We start from the raw sequence: 19,914 nt of genomic DNA, 5'->3' as shown, positions 1-19,914 counted from the left end.
CCGGGCCAACCGCCGTAAAGGTCAGTACGCCAGCCCCAGGTCCGACTGCGCGTTCGTGGAGTCGTACTCGCGGTCGGAGATGATGATGTTCTCCGGGATCGCCTCGCCATCGAAGAACTTCTGGGCGGTGGAGAAGGCGAGCGGGCCGAAGCGCGGGTTGGACTCGATGACCGAGGAGATCCAGCCGTCGACGATGCCCTGGACCGCGCCCTTCGTGCCGTCGATCGTCACGATCTTGACGTCGCCGGCCTTCTTGTTCGCGCCCTTGAGGGCCGTGATCGCGCCGAGGGCCATCTCGTCGTTCTCGGCGTAGATGCCGTTGACGTTCGGGTTGGCCTGCAGCAGCTGCTCGGCCGTCTTCTGGCCGTCCTCACGGGAGAAGTTGCCGGTCTGCTCGAACACGATCTTGATGCCGGGGGCGACCTTGGCCAGCTCGTCCTTGAAGCCGCTGGTGCGCAGCGTGGTCACGTTGTTGCCCGGCGCGCCCAGCAGGATCGACACGGTGCCGGTGTTGTTGAGGGCCTTGGCCATCTTGTCGGCGGCCCGCTTGCCCTGCTCCGCGAAGTCCGACCCGATGAAGGTCAGGTAGTTGGTGCAGCTCTTCGCGTTGATCTTCCGGTCGATGGTGACGATCGGGATCTTCTTGGCCGACGCCTTGGCGAACACCGAGTCCCAGCCGTCGGAGTTGAGTGGGGCGATGATCAGCAGCTGGACGCCCTGGTCGATCAGGGTGCTGACGTCGGTGATCTGCTTGTCGAACTTCGAGTCGGCGTTGGTGGTCTTGAGGTGGTCGGCGGGGATGCCCAGCTTCGCGGCCTCGTCCTTGATGGACTGGGTCTCGGCGATGCGGAACGGGTTGGCCTCCTTCTCCGACTGCGAGAAGCCGACCGTGGCGGTCTTCAGGTCGGCCTTCGTGCCGCCGTACTGCTGCAGGGTGCAGGTCGCGCCGCCGGCGTCGGCGGACTTGGTGGCCTGTGCGGCGGCGGACGCGTTCGCCGCCGCCGACGAGCCGGCGTTGTCGTCCTCGGACTTCGCGCAGCCGGACATCAGCAGGGCCGCGGCGCTGAGCACGGCCAGAGCGGGCCGCCAGCGGCCACGCATATCGATCATGGTGTCACTCCCTTGAGCGAAGGGTGGACAGGGGGTGTCTGTGCGAGCACCGCATCGATGCGTATCGCATTCACTCACCCTTAAACTTTTTCTGTCAAGACTTTCCACCCAGCTGCCCAAAACCAAACATCAACTGTCACATTTCCAAGACCTGGGCGGCGCCGGCCCGACATCGGTGCACGACCTTGTGCGAGCGTGTTGATCGGCGTAGAACAATATTCAACAGGTTCGATCGGAATTCCACCTGGGAGCTGCGATGATCCGACCCCCTGGGGCGCTGCGCCGCGCCCTGACGGCGGCCGCCGTGTCACTCGGCCTGGCCGTCCCGACATCCATCGCCGTCGTTGTGACCGTCACTGTGGCCGGCGCCGGGCCCGCCGCGGCCGCCGCCACGCCGCAGCCGGGCCCCCTCACCGCCCCCGTCATGGGCTGGAACAGCTGGAACCGCTTCGGCTGCAACATCGACGAAAACCTGATCAAGGCGACCGCCGACGCCATGGTCAGCACCGGACTGCGCGACTCCGGCTACACCTACGTCGACATCGACGATTGCTGGATGGCGAGCACCCGCGACGCGCAGGGCCGCCTGCAGCCCGACCCGGTGCGGTTCCCGGGCGGGATCGCCGCGATCGCCAACTACGTCCACGCCCGCGGCCTCAAGCTCGGCATCTACTCCTCGGCCGGCACCGCCACCTGCCAGGGGCTGCCGGCCAGCCTCGACCACGAGGTCACCGACGCGCAGACCTGGGCGTCGTGGGGCGTGGACCTGCTCAAGTACGACAACTGCAATAACCAGGGCCGCCCGGCCCTCGACCGGTACAAGGCGATGGGTGACGCGCTCAAGGCCACCGGCCGGCAGATCGTCTACAGCCTGTGCAACTGGGGCAGCGACCAGCCGTGGGTCTTCGGCCCCAACGTGGGCGGCAGCTCCTGGCGTACCACCGACGACATCAACGCCAGCTGGGGAAGCATCACCTCGATCCTGGACCAGCAGGCCGGGCTCGAGCCGTTCGCGCGCAAGGGCTACTACAACGACCCGGACATGCTCGAGGTCGGCAACGGCTCGCTGACCCAGGACGAGAACGTCGCCCACTTCTCGCTCTGGGCGCTGCTGTCCGCGCCGCTGCTGCTCGGCAACGACCTGCGCTCGGTCAGCGCCGCCACGCTGGGCATCCTGCGCAACGCCGACGTCATCGCGGTCAACCGGGACTGGGGCGGCTCCCAGGGCCGGCGCGTCGCCGACGCCGGCGACCAGGAGGTGTGGGCCAAGCCGATGAGCGACGGGTCGGTGGCCGTGGTCCTGCTCAACCGCGGCAGCGCCGGCGCCACGGTCTCCACCAGCGCCGCCGAGCTCGGCCTGGCCGGCTCCAGCTCGTACCAGGCGAAGAACCTGTGGACGGGCGCGACCTCGAGCACCACGGGCGCGCTGAGCGCCTCCGTGCCCGCGCACGGCGTGGCGATGTTCCGGGTGACCCGCGCCGGCACCCTGGCCGCGCCGCCCGCCGCCGGCACCCTGCAGGTCAGCGACATGACGTGGGCCGCGACGAGCAACGGCTGGGGCCCGGCCGAGCGGGACCGCGCCAACGGCGAGCAGGCGGCCGGCGACGGCGGCACGCTCAACATCGGCGGCACCACGTTCGCCAAGGGCATCGGCGCGCACGCCGACTCCGCGGTGCACGTGTACCTCGGCCGCGCCTGCCGCACCTTCACCGCGCAGGTCGGCGTCGACGCCGAGGTGGGCACCAACGGCTCGGTGCGCTTCGCGGTCTACGGCGACGGGCGGCTCCTGGCGTACACCGGGGTGAAGACCGGCGGCCAGGCACCCACCCGACTGACGGTCTCCACCGGCGGCTACCTGAACCTCGAGCTGCGGGTCACCGACGGGCGCACGAACGGCATCCAGTACGACCACGCCGACTGGGGATCGCCGACCCTGGTCTGCGGCGGCGCCGGCGCCGGTTCGGCCGTCAGCGACCGCACCTGGGGCGCGGCGAGCAACGGCTGGGGACCGGCCGAGCGCGACATGTCCAACGGCGAGCAGCCGGCCGGCGACGGCAGCGTGCTCACCGTCGGCGGGGTGTTCTACCCCAAGGGCGTCGGCGCCCACGCCGCGAGCGACATCGCGGTGCCGCTCGGCGGCGCGTGCAGCCGGTTCACCGCCGTGGCCGGCCTGGACGCCGAGGTGGGCACCCAGTCGACCGGCGTCACGTTCAGCGTCGTCGCCGACGGCGCCACCCTGTACGCCAGCCCGACGGTCACCGCCGGCTCACCGGTGGCGATCGACGTGAGCGTGGCCGGCCGCAGCGACCTGCACCTGGTGGTCGGCGGCGCGGGCAGCATCGACTACGACCACGCCGACTGGGCGGACGCGCGGCTCGTCTGCTGATCGTCTGCTGATCACCCGACCTTGCGGGTCCCCTCCGCCGGGGTCACGACGAAGGCGTCGGGGGGCGTGAAGCCGGCTTCGGCGAACGCCCCCCGCACCGCCGCCTCGACCTCCCCGCACCGGTCGGCGTCCACCAGGGCCAGCACGCACCCGCCGAAGCCGCCGCCGGTCATCCGGGCCCCGTGCGCCCCGGCCGCCAGGGCCGCGGTCACCACCGTGTCCACCTGCGGCACGGTGATCTCGTAGTCGTCGCGCATCGAGGCGTGCGAGGCGGTCATCAGCGGCCCGATCGCCCGTGCGTCGCCGGCCCGCAGCGCCTCCACGGTGTCGAGCACCCGCTGGTCCTCGGTGACCACGTGCCGGACCCGCTTGCGCATCACCTCGTCGTCGAGGCGCTCCAGCGCGGCCGGCAGCCCGGCCGGGTCGATGTCGCGCAGCGCCGGCACGTCGAGGATCTTCGCCGCCTCCTCGCAGCTGCGCCGCCGGGCCGCGTACTCGCCGCTGACGTGCGCGTGCGGCGCCCTGCTGTCCACCACGAGGACCGCCAGGCCCTGCGCGGCCAGGTCGAAGGGCACCTGTTCGGTGGCCAGTGACCGGCAGTCCAGGAACAGCGCGTGGCCCTCCCGGCACAGCGTGGAGGCGGACTGGTCCATGACGCCGGTCGGCGCGCCGACGTACTCGTTCTCGGCCCGCTGCGCCAGGCGCGGCCGCAGCGCCATCGGCAGGTCGATCCCCGCGAGGTCGAGCAGGACGGCCATCACCGCGCACTCCAGCGCCGCGGAGCTGGACAGCCCGGCGCCGAAGGGCACGTCGGAGGCGACGGTCAGGGCCGCGCCCGGCACGTCGTGGCCGGCCTCGCGCAGCACCCACACCACCCCGGCGACGTAGGAGGCCCAGCCGTCCACCTTGTCCTGCGGCCCGAACGTGACCGTCTCGCCCGTCTGCTCCGAGGTCACCGTCCATTCGGGACGGTCGAGCCGGCGCGCGCCCACCACGGTGCTGTGCGGCAGGGCGAAGGGCAGCACGAAGCCGTCGTTGTAGTCGGTGTGCTCGCCGATCAGGTTGACCCGGCCGGGGCTCGCCCAGACGGCGTCGTAGGGTCCGTCCGGAAGCCGCTCCACGGCGGAGTTCACAGGGCCACCTCCCGCAGCATCGCGGCGGCCTGCTCGGGCCGCACGTCGTTGACGAACACGCCCATGCCGGACTCGGAGCCGGCCAGATACTTGAGCTTGCCCGGCGCCCGCCGGGTGCTGAACAGCTGCAGGTGCAGGTAGGCCAGGTCCCGCGCGACCCGCACCGGCGCCTGGTGCCAGGCGGCGATGTAGGGCATGGCCAGCCCGAACATGCCGTCGAGGCGGCGCAGGACCTCCAGGTACAGCGGGCCGAACGCGTCGCGCTCCTCGCCGCTGAGCGCGGGGATGTCGGCGACCCGGCGGTTGGGGTACAGATGGATCTCGAACGGCCAGCGGGCGGTGGCGGGCACGAACGCCGTCCAGCACTCGTTGCCGGCCACGATCCGGGTGCCGTCGGCGCGCTCGGCGGCCAGCACGTCGGCGAAGAGGTTCGCGCCGCCCGGGCTCTTGGCGGCGTGCTCGCGGGCGGAGCGCAGCATGCGGCGGGTGCGCGGGGTCACGAACGGGTAGGCGTAGATCTGCCCGTGCGGGTGGGAGAGCGTCACGCCGATCTCCTCGCCCCGGTTCTCGAAGCAGAAGACCTGCTCGACGTCGTCGCGGGTGGACAGCTCGGCGGTGCGGTCGGCCCACACCTCCATCACCGTGCGCACCCGGTGCGGGGCCAGCGACGCGAACGACGCGTTGTGGTCCGAGGTGAAGCAGACGACCTCGCAGCGCCCGGCGCCCGGGCGGGTCGGCACGAGGCCGGGCAGCACGTCGCCCTGGCCCGGCCCGACCCGGTGGCTGAAGGAGGGGAAGCGGTTCTCGAAGACCACCACGTCGTACTCCGGCGACGGGATCTCGCTCTGCCACTCCGGCGTCGACGGGCACAGCGGGCACTGGTCCGACGGCGGCAGGAAGGTGCGGGACTGCCGGTGCGTGGCGATCGCCACCCACTCGTCGAGAATCGGGTCGTACCGCATCTCCGACGCCGCCGGCGGCGGGGGCAGGTCCCGTTGGTCGACAGTGTCCCGGGACGCGTCGTCGCGCTCATCGAAGTAGATGAGCTCCCGGCCGTCGGCGAGGTGGGTGACCGTGCGCTTCACTCGTTCTCCAGGGTCTTGCTACCGAGTTTTGGCTAACCGTTCGGATCGACGACGATGAGCTCCCCGACACGCTCGGCGAGCTGCACGCGCGCCTCGGCGGCCAGCCCGACGTCGGTGATGAGGATGTCCGCCTCGTCCAGCGGCGTGATGGTGGCGATGCCCACCATTTCCCACTTCGTGTGGTCGGCGAGCACCACGAGCCGGCGCGCGGCGGCGACCAGCAGCCGGTTGGTGCCGGCCTCCATGAGGTTGGGCGTGGTGAAGCCGGTGCGCGGGCTCATGCCGTGGACGCCGAGGAACAGCACGTCGACGTTGAGGGAGCCGATCGCCGCCTCGGCCACGGGGCCGGCGAGGGCATCGGAGGGGGTGCGGATCCCGCCGGTGAGCACGACCGTCTGGTCCGGGCGCCCGGCGTGGTACAGGGTGTCGGCGACCGGGATCGAGTTGGTGACGACGGTCAGTCCCGGGACGTCGACGAGGTGCGCGGCGAGCGCGGCGGTGGTGGTGCCGGCCGACAGCGCGACCGCGGTGTGCGGTTCGATCAGCCTCGCGGCCCGCTCGGCGATCGCCGCCTTCTCGTTGCGCTGGCGCACGGACTTGGCGTCGAAGCCGGGCTCCTCGGTCGAGCCGGGCCCGGCGATCGTCGCGCCGCCGTGCACCTTGTCGACGAGGCCACGGTCGGCGAGCGCCTCGAGGTCGCGCCGGATGGTCATGTCGGAGACGCCGAACTGGCGGACCAGTTGGCTCACGCGCACGCCACCGTGGCGGCGGACCAGGTCGAGGATGGCCGCCTGACGTTGCTGTGCGAGCATCACGCCGTTCCCTTCGCAGGCGCAGCGGGGGTGTTCACGACTGCGCGAGTGTCCGGACCCACAACGGGTTCCCACGCAGACGTTACGTCTCCCGCACGCACGTGCACCTCGCTGACCCGGTCGAAGTCTCTCGCCGGGCGGTCACCCCCGAAGAGGGCGCGTAGGTGCGCTCGCATGGCGTACAGCTTCGAACCTAGCCGACCAGAAGTCAACAAACTCGAACAAACATCCGGTTGTCGATGGATGGCCCCGGCGCCCCGCTGTTACCGACATGTGTCGATAAAGTTTCCGGACAAAATACATCGATCACTGCTAATTTTTCCTGATCAAATACGTAGATCCATTGACAATGCCCGTTTATCCGAGGACTGTCGCCCTACTGGAGGTTCTCGTTTGGTTCTGTGCCTTGCTGAGGAGGAAGCGATGAACTTCTCACGTCGTACCGTCCTGGGCGGTGCACTGGCCGGTTCGGAGGGGTGGCGGCGTCGTCACTGCTCGCCGCGTGCGGCGACTCCGGGGGCGGCGGGAGCACCACCGCTGAGGTCACCTTCGGGTCCAACTACTCCGACGCCGTGCCGAAGTCCGCGATGGACGCGGTGCTGCAGGCCTACCCCAACGGTAAGAACGTCAAGGTCAACACCGTCGACCACAACTCGTTCCAGGAGAACATCAACCGGTACCTGCAGGGCAACCCCGACGACGTGTTCACCTGGTTCGCCGGCTACCGCATGCAGTTCTTCGCCAAGCAGGGCCTCGCCGGCGACCTGTCCGACGTGTGGCAGGAGGTCGGCGGCAACTTCTCCGGCGCGCTCAAGGCGGCCTCGACCGGTGAGGACGGCAAGCAGTACTTCCTGCCCTTCTACAACTATCCGTGGGGCGTCTTCTTCCGCAAGAGCCTGTGGCAGCAGAAGGGCTACACCGAGCCCAAGACACTGGACGAGTTCAAGGCCCTGTGCGAAAAGATGAAGGCCGACGGCCTGGTGCCGATCGCCTTCGCCGACAAGGACGGCTGGCCGGCGATGGGCACGTTCGACTACCTCAACATGCGCATCAACGGCTACCAGTTCCACGTCGACCTCATGGCCGGCAAGCAGGCCTGGACCGACGCCAAGCTCAAGACCGTCTTCGACACCTGGCGGGGCCTGCTGCCCTACCACCAGCCCGGCGCCAACGGCCGCACCTGGCAGGAAGCAGCCCAGTCGCTGCTCAACCGCCAGTCCGGCATGTACGTCTGCGGCACCTTCGTCGGCGAGCAGTTCGCCGGCGCGGAGCTCGCGGACCTCGACTTCTTCGCCTTCCCCGAGATCAACTCCGAGTTCGGCCGGGACTCGGTCGAGGCGCCGATCGACGGGTTCATGATGGCCGCCAGGCCCAAGCACGCCGCCGCGGCGAAGGAGCTGCTCAAGTACCTGGCCACCGGCCCCGCGGAGCTGGCCTACCTCAAGAGCAACCCGACGAACATCGCCGCCAACTCCACCGCCGACACCTCCGCCTACAACGCGCTGCAGAAGAAGTCCGTCGAGCTCGTCAGCAGCGCCAAGCACATCTCGCAGTTCCTCGACCGCGACACCCGCCCCGACTTCGCCTCGCAGGTCATGATCCCGGCCCTGCAGACGTTCATCAACAAGCCCGACGACGTCGACGGCCTGCTGAAGAGCATCGAGGCCCAGAAGAAGACCATCTTCACGTCGTGAAGGTCCGCCGCTTCAGCGTGAGCGACCGCGCCGTCATCGCGGTCGTGCTCGGCGTGGCGATCGTGCTGGACCTCGGGCTCATCTGGGGTCCCACGATCGCCTCGATCGGGCTGTCCTTCACCTCGTGGAACGGCGTCACCGACCCGGTCTGGGTCGGCGGGCGCAACTACGACACGATCGTGAACGTCTACCCGCCGTTCTGGCCGGCGATGCGGCACAACCTGCTGTGGCTGGCGTTCCTCGGCCTGGTCGCCACGCCGCTGGGGCTGTTCTTCGCGGTACTGCTGGACAAGCGCCTGCGGCTGGGCCGGTTCTACCAGAGCGCGCTCTACCTGCCGGTCGTGCTGTCGCTGGCGATCGTCGGGTTCATCGCGCAGCTGGTGTACTCCCGCGACTACGGCGCGCTCAACAACATCCTCGGCCGCACGTCCGACCCGATCGACTTCCTCGGCGACCCGTCCATCAACATCTGGGCGGTGCTGATCGCCGTCGGCTGGCGCCACGTCGGCTACGTGATGATCCTCTACCTCGCCGGGCTCAAGGCCGTCGACCCCGCGCTCAAGGAGTCGGCCGCGCTGGACGGCGCCAACGAGGCGCAGACGTTCTTCCGGGTCACCTTCCCGACCCTGCGCCCGGTCAACATCATCGTGCTGGTCATCACCGTCATCGAGGGCCTGCGCGCGTTCGACGTCGTCTACGCGATCAACCGCGGCCGCAACGGCCTGGAGCTGCTGTCCGTGCTCGTCACCGACAACATCATCGGCGAGGCCAGCCGGATCGGCTTCGGCTCGGCGATCGCCGTGATCCTGCTGCTCATCTCGCTCGGCTTCATCGTCACGTATCTGGTGCGCATCCTGCGGGAGGAGCGATGAAGGCAGGCGCCCTGCGCCCGGCGCGCGTGCTGCTCAACGGCTTCCTGATCATCGTGTCGCTGGGCTGGCTGGCACCGCTGGCGCTGGCCGTCTACGCGTCGCTGCGCCCCTACGCGGAGACCTCCCGCAAGGGGTACTTCTCCTGGCCGGACCGGCTCACGCTGCACTACTACGCGCAGGTGTGGGACTCCGCGCAGCTGCCGAAGTACTTCACGAACTCGGTCGTCGTCGCCGTGCCGGCCGTGCTGCTGACCCTGTTCCTGGCATCGTTCGTGGCGTTCTGCATCGCCCGGCTGCGGATACGCTGGTCGCTGCTCCTGCTGGTGGTGTTCACCGCCGGCAACCTGCTGCCCCCGCAGGTGCTCGTCACGCCGCTGTACGAGCTGTACAAACAGATCCCGGTGCCCGGCTTCGTGTCGGGGTCCGGCACCCTCTACGACTCGTACGTCGGCCTGATCGCGATCCACGTGGCGTTCCAGGTCGGCTTCTGCGTGTTCGTGCTGTCGAACTTCATGCGCACGCTGCCGCCGGAGATTACCGAGGCCGCGGTGGTCGACGGGGCGGGGGTGTGGCTGCAGTACCGGAAGGTGACGCTCCCGCTGTGCCGCCCGGCCCTGGCCGCGCTCGCCACCCTGCTGTTCACCTGGATCTACAACGACTTCCTCTACGCCCTGGTGCTCATCTCCACCGGAGACAAGCTGCCGGTGACGAGCGCCCTGAACAACCTGCGCGGCCAGTTCTTCACCGACTACAACCTGCTGGCGGCCGGCTCGCTGCTGGTCGCCCTCCCGACCCTCGTGGTGTTCTTCGCCCTGCAGCGCCAGTTCGTCGCCGGCCTGACCCTGGGAGCCGCGAAGGGCTGACGCGGCGATGACACGGGGCAGATGCCACGGGTCAGAAGGGGCGGGTGCCGACCGTGGTCAGGCGCTGGGTGGCGCGGGACAGGGCGACGTACAGCGTCCGGAAGCCGGTCGTCGCCTCCTCGCGGATGTCGGCCGGCTCGACGACCAGGACGCCGTCGTACTCCATGCCCTTCGAGTCCAGCGCGCCCACCGTCTGCAGGCGCTGCGGGTCCAGGCCGTCCACCCAGCCGGCGACCTCCGCGCGGCGGGCGGTCGGGGTGATCACGCCGACCGTGCCCTCGACCTGGTCCAGCAGCGTCTTCGCGGCCTCGCGCACCGCCGTCTCCAGGTCGTCGGTCACGGTCTCCAGGGGCTCGACGCCGGAGGAGCGGACCGCCGTCGGCAGCTCGATGTCCGGCTGCGCCGCCCGGATCACCCGGGCGGCGACCGCGAAGATCTCGGCCGAGTTGCGGTAGTTGGTGGTGAGCGTGAACGCGGAGCGGCGCCGGGTGCCCACCGCGCTCTCCATCGCCCGCTCCGCCTCCTTGGCGTCGGCCCACGCGGCCTGCGCCGGGTCGCCGACGATCGTCCAGGTGGCGTGCGGGCCGCGGCGGCCGACCATCCGCCACTGCATCGGGGAGACGTCCTGCGACTCGTCGACGATGATGTGCGCGTAGTCGCGGTAGTCGTCCGGGCGCTCCACGGCCTGGGCACGCGCCGCCGCCATCCGGTCCGCGTAGGTGGTCACCTCGCGCACGCCCTCGGCGACCTGGAACGGGTCGCGGGGCGGGCGCTTGCGCGCCGGCGGCTCGCCGAGCAGCTCGTGCAACTCGTCGAGCAGCGCCACGTCCTCGACCGACAGGCTGCCGGGCAGCGCGTCGGGGTCGAGGGAGGCGGCCAGGGTGGCGATCTCCCGGTTGCTCAGCACGCCGCCCGCCCAGCGCGACAGCCGCTGCCGGTCGGCGAGCCAGCCGAGCACCTCCACCGGGCGCAGCACCGGCCACCACCCGCGCATGAACCGGATGAACTCGGGGCGCTCGGCGATGTCCGGGGCGAACTCCTCGCGCTTCTGCTGCCGGCCGGCGGGCAGCAGCTCGACGCTCTGCCGCCACAGCGCGTCCAGCACGTGCCCGGCGGCCTTGGCCCGGGCGGCGTTGCGCTTCACGCCGAGGCCCAGCACGGTGCGGCGCAGCTCGTCGAGCGCGGGCCGGTCGAGGCTGAGCAGCTCCCCGCGGTACAAGATCCGGATCCTGTCGGGCGAACCGGGGATCGGGCTGCGGGCGGCGCGCCCCAGCACCTTCTGCATGCGCAGCGAGCCCTTGACGGCGGCGACCTCCGGCGGCTCGTGCCGGGTCGCCTGGACGCCCTCGACCAGCTGGCCCAGCGAGCGCAGGGTGGCGGTGTCCTCACCGAGGGACGGCAGCACCCGCGAGACGTACCCGACGAACACGTCCGACGGCCCGACCACCAGCACGCCGCCGGACTCGTACCGGTTGCGGTCGGCGTAGAGCAGGTATGCGGCGCGGTGCAGCGCGACGGCGGTCTTGCCGGTGCCCGGCCCGCCCCGCACGATCGTGATCCCGGACGCGGGGGAGCGGATCGCGTCGTCCTGCTCGCGCTGGATGGTGGCGACGATGTCCTTCATGCCCCGGCCGGTGGCCCGGGACAGGTTCGCCAGCAGCGCCCCGTCGCCGATGACGGCCATGGACGGGGGCGCGCCCGCCGGGTCGAGCAGGTCGTCCTCGATGCTGACGACCTTCTCGCCGGTGCTGCGGATGCTGCGCCGGCGCACCACACCCATCCGGTCGGCGGGGGTGGCCCGGTAGAACGGTGCCGCGGCAGGCGCCCGCCAGTCGACGACCAGCGACTCGTACTGCTCGGTGCGCAGCCCCAGCCGCCCGATGTAGCGCACCTCGCCGTCCGGCACCGCGGGCTCGACCGCGGCGGCGTCCGCGCCGGACACCCCGTCGGGGCCGAGGTCGAGCCGGCCGAAGACCAGCCCGTCGTGCTCACTCTCCAGCGCGCGCCGGCGCCGCGCCGCGTGGTACACCATCGCGTCGCGCTCGACGAGGGCGCCGAAGTTGCCGACCCGGGCCAGGCTGTACCCGGCCTTCTCCACCTCGGCGGCGGAGATGCGCAACTGGTCCAGCCGCACATACACCCGGTCCAGATATGCCTGCTCAGCGGCGATCTCCGAGTCGCGAACCGCGTCGCTCAACGCTTTACTCCTGCCGCCCGGCGAAAAACAACCCCGAAATCCTACTCGCGCGTCGGCGCCCGGATTTCGCGGCAGGGCCCTCCTACGGCGTGGCCGCGGGCTCCTTGTCCGCCTCGGCGCGCAGCGCCCGGGCCTCCGCGGCCGCCCGGCGGCGCAGGTAGAAGGTCGTGACCAGGCCGGCGACGACGGCCGCCGCGAGCGCCACCCAGGAGAAGTCCTTCAGCCACTTCTCCGCGACCCGGCCCAGCGAGTAGATGGCGAACACGGTGCCGAACGACCAGGTTATCCCGCCGAGGGCGTTGGCGATGAGGAACTTGCCGTACGGCACCCGCAGCGCACCCGCGAGCGGGCCGGCGAGGATGCGCAGGAGGGCGATGAACCGGCCGAAGAAGACCGCCCAGACGCCCCAGCGCTGGAACGCCCGCTCGGCCTTGGCCAGGTGCGGGGGCCCGAAGTGCTTCGGGAACCGCCGGCCGAACCGCTCCAGCAGGGCCCGGCCGCCGCGGCGGCCGATGAGGTATCCGATGCTGTCCCCGGCGATCGCGCCGACCGACGCGGCCCCGGCGACCACCCACGGATTCACCGCGGTGGTGACGGAAAGCAGGGATGCGGTGACGAGCGCGATCTCGCCGGGCAGCGGCACGCCCATGCTCTCGACCCCGATGACGGCGCCGACCAGCAGGTAAACCCAGATCGGGGAGAGCGTGCCCATCCACGTCTCGATGTAATGCACCGCGGTTCCCCTCCCCAGAGACTTCCGTCTGTGCTCAGCGTCTCATACCTTGCTGAGCGTGAGCTGGATGGTGTACGGCGCCAACGGTTACAGCGGGTCACTGCTCGCCCGGCTGGCGGTGATCCGCGGGGAGCGCCCCGTGCTGGCCGGCCGGTCCGCGGCGCCGGTCGCGGCCCTCGCCGCCGAGCTGGGTCTGCCGCACCGGGTCGGCCCGCTCACCCCGGGGCTGCTCGAAGGCGTCGATGCCGTCGTGAACTGTGCCGGGCCGTTCGCCGAGACCGCCGGGCCAGCCGTCGCCGCCTGTCTGGCGGCCGGGGCGCACTACCTGGACATCACCGGCGAACTGGACGTGTTCGAGGATATGTTCGGGCACGACGGGGCCGCCCGCGCCGCCGGCGTGACGATGATCACCGGGGCCGGCTTCGACGTCGTGCCGACAGACTGCCTCGCCGCGCTGCTCGCCGCCGAACTGCCCGGCGCGGTGGCGCTGGAAATCGCGTTCCACGCGCCGGGCGGGATGTCCCGCGGCACCGCCCGCACCGCGTTCGCGGAGATGGGCGCGGGCGCGGCCCGCCGCATCGGCGGCGAGCTGGTCCCCACCCGCTACGGCACCCCGTCGCGGACGGTGCCGTTCCCGTCCGGTCCCCGCCGCGTGGGCGCGACCCGCTGGGGCGACCTCGTCACGGCCTACCGCTCGACCGGCATCCCGGACATCACCGTCTCCATGCCCCTGCCGCCCGGCGCGGCCCTGGTCAGCGGGTGCGCCAAGGCGTTGCGCCTCGGTCCGTTGCGCCGGCTGGCCCGGGCCCTGGTCCGCCGCGGCGGCCCGTCGGCGGCGCGCCGGGCCGGCACCGGCTGCGAGGCGTGGGCCGAGGTCCGCGACGCCTTCGGCGCGACCCGCTCGGCGACGCTGAGCGGCCCGAACGCGTATGCGCTGACCGCCGACGCCTCGCTGCGCGCCCTCCAGCGGGTCCGGGCCGGCGAGGTGCCGCCCGGCGTGCACACCCCGTCAGCCGCGTTCGGCGCGGACTTCGTGCGCACGCTGGACGGTGTGACCGTCACCATGGCCGGGTGAGGCCGGTGAAGCTCAGCCCGTCGGCGTGGCGACGTCGTCGCCCGTCACGGCGGTGCGCGGCCGGTGCGGCTTCGGCGCGCGGCGGCGGTTGCGGGCGGCGCGCCGGATGACCGACACGATCGCGTCCGTGACCGCGTCCGGGCGCTCGATTGGCAGCATGTGCCCGGCCTCGTCGCATATCTGCAGCTCGGCGTCGGGCAGCTCCCGGACGATCGTCTCGGAGCAGATCGGCGGTGTGAGCCGGTCCATCGACCCGACCAGCACCGCCACGGGCAGCCCGCGCATCGCGACCAGGCTCTCCACGCGATGATGCAGGTCGACCGAGGGCCGGAAGCCACCGATCGCGCACAGCGGGGCGTTGCCGACCATGGACGCGGTCAGCGCGACCCAGCTGGTGTCGACCCGGTGGCCGAACACGAGCCATCGCACACCGGGGGCGAGCAGCGGCATCAGGCGTCGGTGCGGCCGCCACGCGCCGGAGCGGGCCAGCAGCCCGGCGCCCTGGACCTCGAGGATTCGCATCACCCGGGCCAGGCGGGGGCTGAGCCCGTAGCTGGTGCGCGAGGAGCCCTCGGCGGAGGTGGACACGAGCACGACCCCGACGACGCGGCGCGCGAACTCGGCCGCGTGGCGGTGGGCGTACTCCATGATCGCCATCCCGCCGAGCGAGTGCCCGGCAAGGACGATGGGGCCGTGCGGGACGAGCTGCTCGATCACCTCGGCGAGGTCGTCGCCGAGCTGCTCGAGGGTGGCGTCGGCGCCGCGGATGGCCGACGAGCGGCCGTGGCCGCGGAGATCGAAGGCGAGCAGCCGGATGGGAGCGCCGAGCCTTGTGGGCAAGTCGGCGATCTGCTGCCGCCAGAGGCGACTGTCGAGCGTCCAGCCGTGCAGGAGGACCACCGTGACGGGGCGCCGGCCGGGGGTGGCCAGCGCTGCGGGGTGGAGCACGCTGTACAGGCGGGCGCCGTCCTTGAGCCTCACGGAAGGGGAGACGACGGTACCCATGAACCATTGTTACCCGGAAGTACCTGGAATTACCCCGGTGATCCTCGGGAGTAATCAAGGAGTAATCAAGGAGTACTCCAGGGCTACTCCTGGCGAAAAGCCGGACGCCGCCGGGGTGACCCCGGCGGCGTCCGCACAGCGAGAGGCTCAGGCGGCCTCGAACACGCCCGCCTCGACGAGGCGCTTCTCGGCGGCGTCCCAACCGTCCTGCGGGGTGGCGGCGGCGAGCGCCTGCAGCTCCGCGCGGATCTTGGTGGCGTGACCGGCCCCGGCCAGCTGCCGGATCTCCTCGACGAAGGCGTCCGAGGCGGTGCTGAGGTGGACGGTCTTGCCGTTGGTCAGGTTGCGCACGTAGACGTGCTTGCCCTTGTTGAGCGGGATGAGGTACTTGAACTCACCCAGCACACTGAGGGCGCCGGATGCACCGGCCTGACCGGCGCGGACTGAGGCCCGCGCGGTCTTTGAGGTGTTGCTCGCCACGGCGGGAACTCCTTGTCGAGGCTGCGTACGGAAGACAAGAAACTGTAACACCCGGCCGCACCGGCCGGAAAAAGCGAGTTACCTGGTGGAACCTCCGTTCGTTGGACAAATCGCAGGAGCGGTGTGACCGATTCTCTGGCGCACCGCGCACAACATCGTCATCATTGGTCGCAACAGTCACCGTCGACGCGACGGCATGACCCGCGGAGCACGAGGTCGTAGGGGAAGACGCACCTCGGTCTCCAGGAGGTCTTTCGTGCCCACGCGTGGCGTCATATACGTTCACTCGACCCCGCTCGCCGTGTCCTCGCACGTCGAGTGGGCGATCGCGCGCGTCCTCGGGACACCGGTGCGGCTCGAGTGGTCGGTGCAGCCCGTCGAGCCCTCGGCCCGCCGGGCGCAGTGCTCGTGGACCGGCGCGACCGGCACGGGCGGTGAGCTGGCGGCCGCGCTCCGGCAGTGGCCGATGATCCGCTTCGAGGTCACCGAGGAGCCGAGCCCGGGCGTCGACGGGGAGCGGTTCATGCACGTGCCCGGCCGCGGCCTGTTCCGCGGCTCGACCAGCGCCAACGGCGACATCGTGCTGTCCGAGGACCGGCTGCGCGCCCTCGTGGCCGGCGCCCGCGGCTACGACACGCTCGCCCACACCCTGGAGAAGGCGCTCGGCGCCCCCTGGGACGCGGAGCTCGAGCCCTACCGCCACGCCGGCGACGGCGTCCCGTTGACCCTTCTCACCCGGGTCGGATAACCGGCAGAGACAGGTTGCACGCCCGTGGTTGAGTGGCGGGGTGTCCGTCCTCCGCCGCCTCCTGCCGTCCCTGACGGCGCTCGCCCTGCTGCTGAGCGCCTGCACCGATGGCGGGTCCGGCACCGCCGATCCGAGCTCCAGTGGGCCGGTGTCCGCCCTGGTGCCGGGCGGCGACCCGGCCACGCAGGCCGCGGAGATCGCCGGGCGCCTCTCCGATGAGGAGCTCGTCGGCCAGCTGCTGATGCCCTACGCGTACGGCAACGCGGCCGACAAGGTGTCCTCCGGCTCGGCGTCGGCCAACCGCAGCTACGCGGGCGCGGCGACCCCGGCGGAGATCGTCAAGAAGTACCACCTGGGCGGCATCATCCTCGTCTCCTCCAGCGCCGACGATCCGACCGCCGGCACCAACATGACCACCAACGTCGAGTCCCCGGCCCAGGTCGCGAAGCTGACCGCCGGCCTGCAGCAGGCGGCGCTGAGCCTGCCCGCGCGGCTGCCGCTGCTGATCGGCACCGACCAGGAGTACGGCCAGGTGACCCGCATCCGCGACCGCATGGTCCAGCTGCCGTCCGCGCTCGCGTTCGGCGCGGCCGGAGACCCGGCGGTGACGGAGGCCGCGTGGCGGGCGGCCGGCGCCGAGCTCGCCGCGATCGGCGTCAACGTCGACTTCGCCCCGGACGCCGACGTGCTCGGCACCCAGCCGGGCGGCGTGATCGGCTCCCGCTCGTTCGGCAGCGACCCGGCGAAGGTCGCCGTCCAGGTCGCCGCGGCCGTGCGGGGCCTGCAGTCCGCCGGGGTCGCCGCGGCGGCCAAGCACTTCCCCGGCCACGGGCACACCACCGTCAACAGCCACAGCAGCCTGCCCGTGCTCGGCCAGAGCCTCGACGCGCTGCAGTCCGGCGACCTGCCGCCGTTCCTCGCCGCGCGCGACGCCGGCATCGGCCTGATCATGTCCGGCCACCTCGAGGTGAAGGCGGTCGACCCGGGCGGACCGGCCTCGTTCTCCAGCAAGATCCTCGTCGACCTGCTGCGCACGAAGCTCGGCTACACCGGGGTCGTCGTCACCGACGCCCTGAACATGACGCCGGCCGAGGCGTGGCCGCCGGGGGAGGCCGCGGTCCGCGCGATCCTCGCCGGCAACGACGTGCTGCTCATGCCGCCCAACCTGACCGCGGCGTACAAGGGCCTGCTCGACGCCGTGCGCTCCGGGCGGATCACCAAGCAGCGGCTGATCGAGTCGGCGACCCGGATCCTGACGCTGAAGCTGCGGCTGGCCGCGGTACCGAGACCGCCGATGAGCGTCGTCGACGGCGACGCCGGCAAGTCGGCCGCCCGGGCCGGCGCCGCCGCCGCGATCACCGTCCTGCGCGGCCCGTGCTCCGGCGCCCTGGTCACCGGCCCGGTCCGGGTCACCTCGGCCGGTGCCGACACCGCCCGCGGCGCGCTGGAGGAGTCGCTGCGCCAGGCGGGCGCCGAGGTGGTGCCCCAGGGCGGCGCGGAGGTGCGGCTCGTCGGCTACAGCCGCGGCTCGGCCGACCTGTCGCCGTCGTCGGCGGTCACCGTGGCGCTGGACACCCCGTACGTGCTCGGCTCGGCCAAGGGCACCCTGGTCGCGACCTACTCCTCGTCGCGCGCCTCGATGTCCGCGCTCGCCGACGTGCTGGTGGGCAAGGCGAAGGCGCCGGGCCGCACGCCGGTCCCGGTCCCGGGCCTGCCCGCCTCGGCCTGCGCCTGAGCCGCGAGCTTTTCCTGGCTCGGGCCGCGTCACCTGCGGACCGTTCCTCCCGTGAGCGCCTGGTCTGGGTCGGTCGCCGCGAAGCCTCATCGAGCCAGACTGGGCGAAGCGGTCGGGCCTGGCGGCCCTCCCTGCAAGGTCCGCGGTGCCAAGGGCCCCCGGGGAACCCAACCGATCGACGGCCCGGGCGCATCTGAGGGCTGGAGCGGTGGAAGGGGACCTGGTTGCGCGACGAACTCGAGCGGGAGTACGTGGAGTACGTCCGCGTCCGCATGCCGCACCTGCGCCGGCTGGCCTACCTGCTGACCGGCGACTTCGACCGCGCCGACGACGTGGTGCAGACGACGGCGACCAGCCTGTACCTGAAGTGGCGGCAGGTCCGGGCGGCCGACAGCGTCGACGCGTACGTGCGGAAGATGGTCGTCCACACGTTCCTCACCGAGCAGCGCCGTGCATGGGCGCGGACCTGGCTCACCGACCGGCTGCCCGAGCAGGCCGCCGCCGCGGCATCGACCGACGACGCCCTGGTCGTCCGGGCCGCGCTGCGCCGGCTCCCGGCCAAGCAGCAGGCGGTGCTGGTGCTGCGCTTCCTGTGTGACCTGCCGGTCAACGACGTCGCCGCCACCCTCGGCTGCGCCCCCGGCACCGTCAAGAGCCACACGTCGGACGGTCTGGCCGCGCTCCGCCGCATCCTCGGCACCGATGAGGCAGGCAGGTCGCGAGGTGCGGGCAGTACCACCGCGACCACCGCGAAGAACGCCAACGGAGGTGCCTGGTGAACGACGAGTTCGAGGCACAGGCGCTCAAGCCACTGATGCGGCCGCAGCCCATGCCGCCGTCCAAGGTGGACATCAAGCGGGCGCTCGCCGAGGGCCGGCGCCGCGAGCGCAGCCGCCGCCTGCTCGCGGTCGCCGCGGTCGCCGTCGCCGTCGGCGCCACCCTCATCGGTGTGTCGGCGTTCGCACCGGATCGACGGCCACCGCAGATCGGCGACGAGACGCCGCCGAGTCCGACGGTGGTGCGGACCCGCAACGGCTGCGGCGTGCAGCGGCTGCCCACTCCGGGCGGCGCCCCGGCCGTCGTCGGCGCGGTCGACCCGGCAGGGCGGTATGCGGTGGGCACCCTGGACGGGGACTCCGGCGGCGAGCAGGGTGCTGGCGTGGTGCTGCTGTGGACCGACGGTGTGCTGCAGCCGGTGGCAGGCGCGCCGCTGCCCTACCCGCACCCGGCCGGCGTCAACGCCGCAGGTGTCGTGGTCGGCAACAGCCAGGGCGAGAGCACCTCGGTGCCGTGGATGCTGAAGGACGGCACCTTCACCAGGCTCGCCACCCCGCCGGACGCCGACACGGTCTCCGCGGAGGGCATCAACGCCGCGGGCGACATCATCGGCACCGCGTCGTGGCAGGACGGCAGCCGGGCCACGAGGGCGCGGATCGTGCGGTGGAACGTGGCGCGCCCCGAGCAGTTCGCCTACGTGACGACCAGCCCGACGATCGCCCGTGCGTCGGGCGTCGCCGACGACGGCACCGTCTTCGGGCGCGGGATGGAGCCCGGGCACGACCCCCAGCCGTACGTGTGGCGCCCCGACGGCACCCCCAGGCTGCTCAAACGCTCCGGCGGCAAACCGGCGTACGGCGTGACCCAGATCGCCGGGGACTGGGCGATCGGCTACTACGAGGACGGCAGCACGTGGTTCGACCAGGGCGTGCGGTGGAACCTGAGGACCGGCGAGGTGCGCGAACTCGGCACGTTCGTGCCGGGCGGCGTCGACGCGTCGGGGCGGATGTTCGGCGTAGTGATGCGCAGCATCGACGACGCTCCGCCGGCGCTCTGGACGGACGGGGCGGTGCTGGAGATGCCGGTGCTGTCCGACGGCCAGTCGGCGGTGGTGACGTCGATGAGCGCGGACGGCCGGACCGCGGTCGGCTGGCTCTCCCGCAGCAAGAACGACCCGGTCCTCCCGGTGCGGTGGACGTGCTGAGACGA

At 71.8% G+C, this 19,914-nt stretch carries 17 protein-coding genes; 9 read left to right on the top strand and 8 right to left on the bottom strand.

Features of this window, described 5'->3' with window-relative positions; genetic code table 11:
• Positions 1 to 21 precede the first annotated feature (21 nt).
• A complete protein-coding gene (locus tag ACGFI8_RS42610) occupies positions 22 to 1,110 on the bottom strand; it encodes an ABC transporter substrate-binding protein (protein WP_392813476.1) in 1,089 nt (362 codons plus the stop codon).
• A gap of 256 nt (positions 1,111 to 1,366) precedes the next feature.
• On the opposite strand from ACGFI8_RS42610, the gene ACGFI8_RS42605 reads away from it, so the two are divergent.
• Positions 1,367 to 3,496: an NPCBM/NEW2 domain-containing protein gene (locus ACGFI8_RS42605; protein WP_392813474.1), complete on the top strand. Its 2,130-nt coding sequence runs from the start codon at positions 1,367 to 1,369 to the stop codon at positions 3,494 to 3,496.
• 11 nt (positions 3,497 to 3,507) lie between these two features.
• On the opposite strand, the gene galK is transcribed toward ACGFI8_RS42605, so the two are convergent.
• The 3 genes from galK to ACGFI8_RS42590 are packed head-to-tail and all read right to left on the bottom strand — an operon-like array spanning position 3,508 to position 6,526.
• Positions 3,508 to 4,629 carry a galactokinase gene (galK, locus tag ACGFI8_RS42600; RefSeq protein WP_392813473.1) on the bottom strand — a complete coding sequence of 374 codons (1,122 nt, stop codon included), beginning with the start codon at positions 4,627 to 4,629 and terminating at the stop codon, positions 3,508 to 3,510.
• Complete coding sequence (gene galT, locus ACGFI8_RS42595) at positions 4,626 to 5,714, bottom strand: galactose-1-phosphate uridylyltransferase (protein ID WP_392813472.1); 1,089 nt, start codon at positions 5,712 to 5,714, stop codon at positions 4,626 to 4,628. The genes galK and galT overlap by 4 nt, the downstream gene beginning before the upstream one ends.
• Positions 5,715 to 5,746: 32 nt before the next feature.
• Positions 5,747 to 6,526: a DeoR/GlpR family DNA-binding transcription regulator gene (locus ACGFI8_RS42590; RefSeq protein ID WP_392813471.1), complete on the bottom strand. Its 780-nt coding sequence runs from the start codon at positions 6,524 to 6,526 to the stop codon at positions 5,747 to 5,749.
• 476 nt (positions 6,527 to 7,002) lie between these two features.
• On the opposite strand from ACGFI8_RS42590, the gene ACGFI8_RS42585 reads away from it, so the two are divergent.
• The 3 genes from ACGFI8_RS42585 to ACGFI8_RS42575 are packed head-to-tail and all read left to right on the top strand — an operon-like array spanning position 7,003 to position 9,955.
• Positions 7,003 to 8,220 carry an ABC transporter substrate-binding protein gene (locus tag ACGFI8_RS42585; RefSeq protein ID WP_392813469.1) on the top strand — a complete coding sequence of 406 codons (1,218 nt, stop codon included), beginning with the start codon at positions 7,003 to 7,005 and terminating at the stop codon, positions 8,218 to 8,220.
• Positions 8,217 to 9,092, top strand: coding sequence for a carbohydrate ABC transporter permease (locus ACGFI8_RS42580; protein ID WP_392813467.1), 876 nt, complete (start codon positions 8,217 to 8,219; stop codon positions 9,090 to 9,092). The genes ACGFI8_RS42585 and ACGFI8_RS42580 overlap by 4 nt, the downstream gene beginning before the upstream one ends.
• Positions 9,089 to 9,955 (top strand): carbohydrate ABC transporter permease, encoded by an 867-nt coding sequence (locus ACGFI8_RS42575; RefSeq protein WP_392813465.1) that lies wholly within the window; start codon positions 9,089 to 9,091, stop codon positions 9,953 to 9,955. Before ACGFI8_RS42580 ends, ACGFI8_RS42575 begins: the two co-directional genes overlap by 4 nt.
• Before the next feature lie 31 nt (positions 9,956 to 9,986).
• On the opposite strand, the gene ACGFI8_RS42570 is transcribed toward ACGFI8_RS42575, so the two are convergent.
• Positions 9,987 to 12,152 carry a HelD family protein gene (locus tag ACGFI8_RS42570; RefSeq protein WP_392813463.1) on the bottom strand — a complete coding sequence of 722 codons (2,166 nt, stop codon included), beginning with the start codon at positions 12,150 to 12,152 and terminating at the stop codon, positions 9,987 to 9,989.
• Between the two features lie 82 nt (positions 12,153 to 12,234).
• Positions 12,235 to 12,885, bottom strand: a complete 651-nt coding sequence (locus tag ACGFI8_RS42565) for a DedA family protein (protein ID WP_392813462.1) — start codon at positions 12,883 to 12,885, stop codon at positions 12,235 to 12,237.
• 67 nt (positions 12,886 to 12,952) lie between these two features.
• On the opposite strand from ACGFI8_RS42565, the gene ACGFI8_RS42560 reads away from it, so the two are divergent.
• Positions 12,953 to 13,960 (top strand): saccharopine dehydrogenase family protein, encoded by a 1,008-nt coding sequence (locus ACGFI8_RS42560; protein ID WP_392813516.1) that lies wholly within the window; start codon positions 12,953 to 12,955, stop codon positions 13,958 to 13,960.
• Positions 13,961 to 13,972: 12 nt separating this feature from the next.
• Here the strand turns inward: ACGFI8_RS42560 and ACGFI8_RS42555 are convergent, their stop codons facing one another.
• The gene (locus ACGFI8_RS42555) at positions 13,973 to 14,941 is read right to left on the bottom strand and encodes an alpha/beta fold hydrolase (protein WP_392813460.1); all 969 of its coding nucleotides are present in this window, start codon (positions 14,939 to 14,941) and stop codon (positions 13,973 to 13,975) included.
• Positions 14,942 to 15,112: 171 nt separating this feature from the next.
• Positions 15,113 to 15,445 carry a hypothetical protein gene (locus ACGFI8_RS42550; protein ID WP_392813459.1) on the bottom strand — a complete coding sequence of 111 codons (333 nt, stop codon included), beginning with the start codon at positions 15,443 to 15,445 and terminating at the stop codon, positions 15,113 to 15,115.
• A 256-nt stretch (positions 15,446 to 15,701) separates the two neighbouring features.
• Here ACGFI8_RS42550 and ACGFI8_RS42545 point away from each other — a divergent pair, with 256 nt between their 5' ends.
• The 4 genes from ACGFI8_RS42545 to ACGFI8_RS42530 all read left to right on the top strand — a co-directional run bounded on the left by ACGFI8_RS42545 (position 15,702) and on the right by ACGFI8_RS42530 (position 19,909).
• The gene (locus ACGFI8_RS42545; RefSeq protein WP_392813457.1) at positions 15,702 to 16,193 is read left to right on the top strand and encodes a DUF3145 domain-containing protein; all 492 of its coding nucleotides are present in this window, start codon (positions 15,702 to 15,704) and stop codon (positions 16,191 to 16,193) included.
• A gap of 40 nt (positions 16,194 to 16,233) precedes the next feature.
• On the top strand, positions 16,234 to 17,928 hold the full coding sequence (locus tag ACGFI8_RS42540) for a glycoside hydrolase family 3 protein (protein ID WP_392813456.1): 1,695 nt from the start codon (positions 16,234 to 16,236) through the stop codon (positions 17,926 to 17,928).
• Between the two features lie 224 nt (positions 17,929 to 18,152).
• The gene (locus ACGFI8_RS42535) at positions 18,153 to 18,707 is read left to right on the top strand and encodes a SigE family RNA polymerase sigma factor (protein WP_392813455.1); all 555 of its coding nucleotides are present in this window, start codon (positions 18,153 to 18,155) and stop codon (positions 18,705 to 18,707) included.
• Entirely contained in the window at positions 18,704 to 19,909 is a 1,206-nt protein-coding gene (locus ACGFI8_RS42530; RefSeq protein ID WP_392813453.1) for a hypothetical protein, read from the top strand. Before ACGFI8_RS42535 ends, ACGFI8_RS42530 begins: the two co-directional genes overlap by 4 nt.
• Positions 19,910 to 19,914: the final 5 nt, after the last annotated feature.

Source organism: Dactylosporangium sp. NPDC048998 (assembly GCF_043197855.1).
Classification (GTDB): domain Bacteria; phylum Actinomycetota; class Actinomycetes; order Mycobacteriales; family Micromonosporaceae; genus Dactylosporangium.
Note: the sequence above shows the minus strand (reverse complement) of the source record. Positions and strands in the feature narration are given on the sequence as shown.

Excerpts from the sequence above, each read along its gene's own strand:
- ACGFI8_RS42610 (WP_392813476.1), bottom strand. The coding sequence starts at position 1,110 with ATGATCGATATGCGTGGCCGCTGGCGGCCCGCTCTGGCCGTGCTCAGC.
- ACGFI8_RS42605 (WP_392813474.1), top strand. The coding sequence starts at position 1,367 with ATGATCCGACCCCCTGGGGCGCTGCGCCGCGCCCTGACGGCGGCCGCC.
- ACGFI8_RS42590 (WP_392813471.1), bottom strand. The coding sequence starts at position 6,526 with ATGCTCGCACAGCAACGTCAGGCGGCCATCCTCGACCTGGTCCGCCGC.
- ACGFI8_RS42575 (WP_392813465.1), top strand. The coding sequence starts at position 9,089 with ATGAAGGCAGGCGCCCTGCGCCCGGCGCGCGTGCTGCTCAACGGCTTC.
- ACGFI8_RS42560 (WP_392813516.1), top strand. The coding sequence starts at position 12,953 with ATGGTGTACGGCGCCAACGGTTACAGCGGGTCACTGCTCGCCCGGCTG.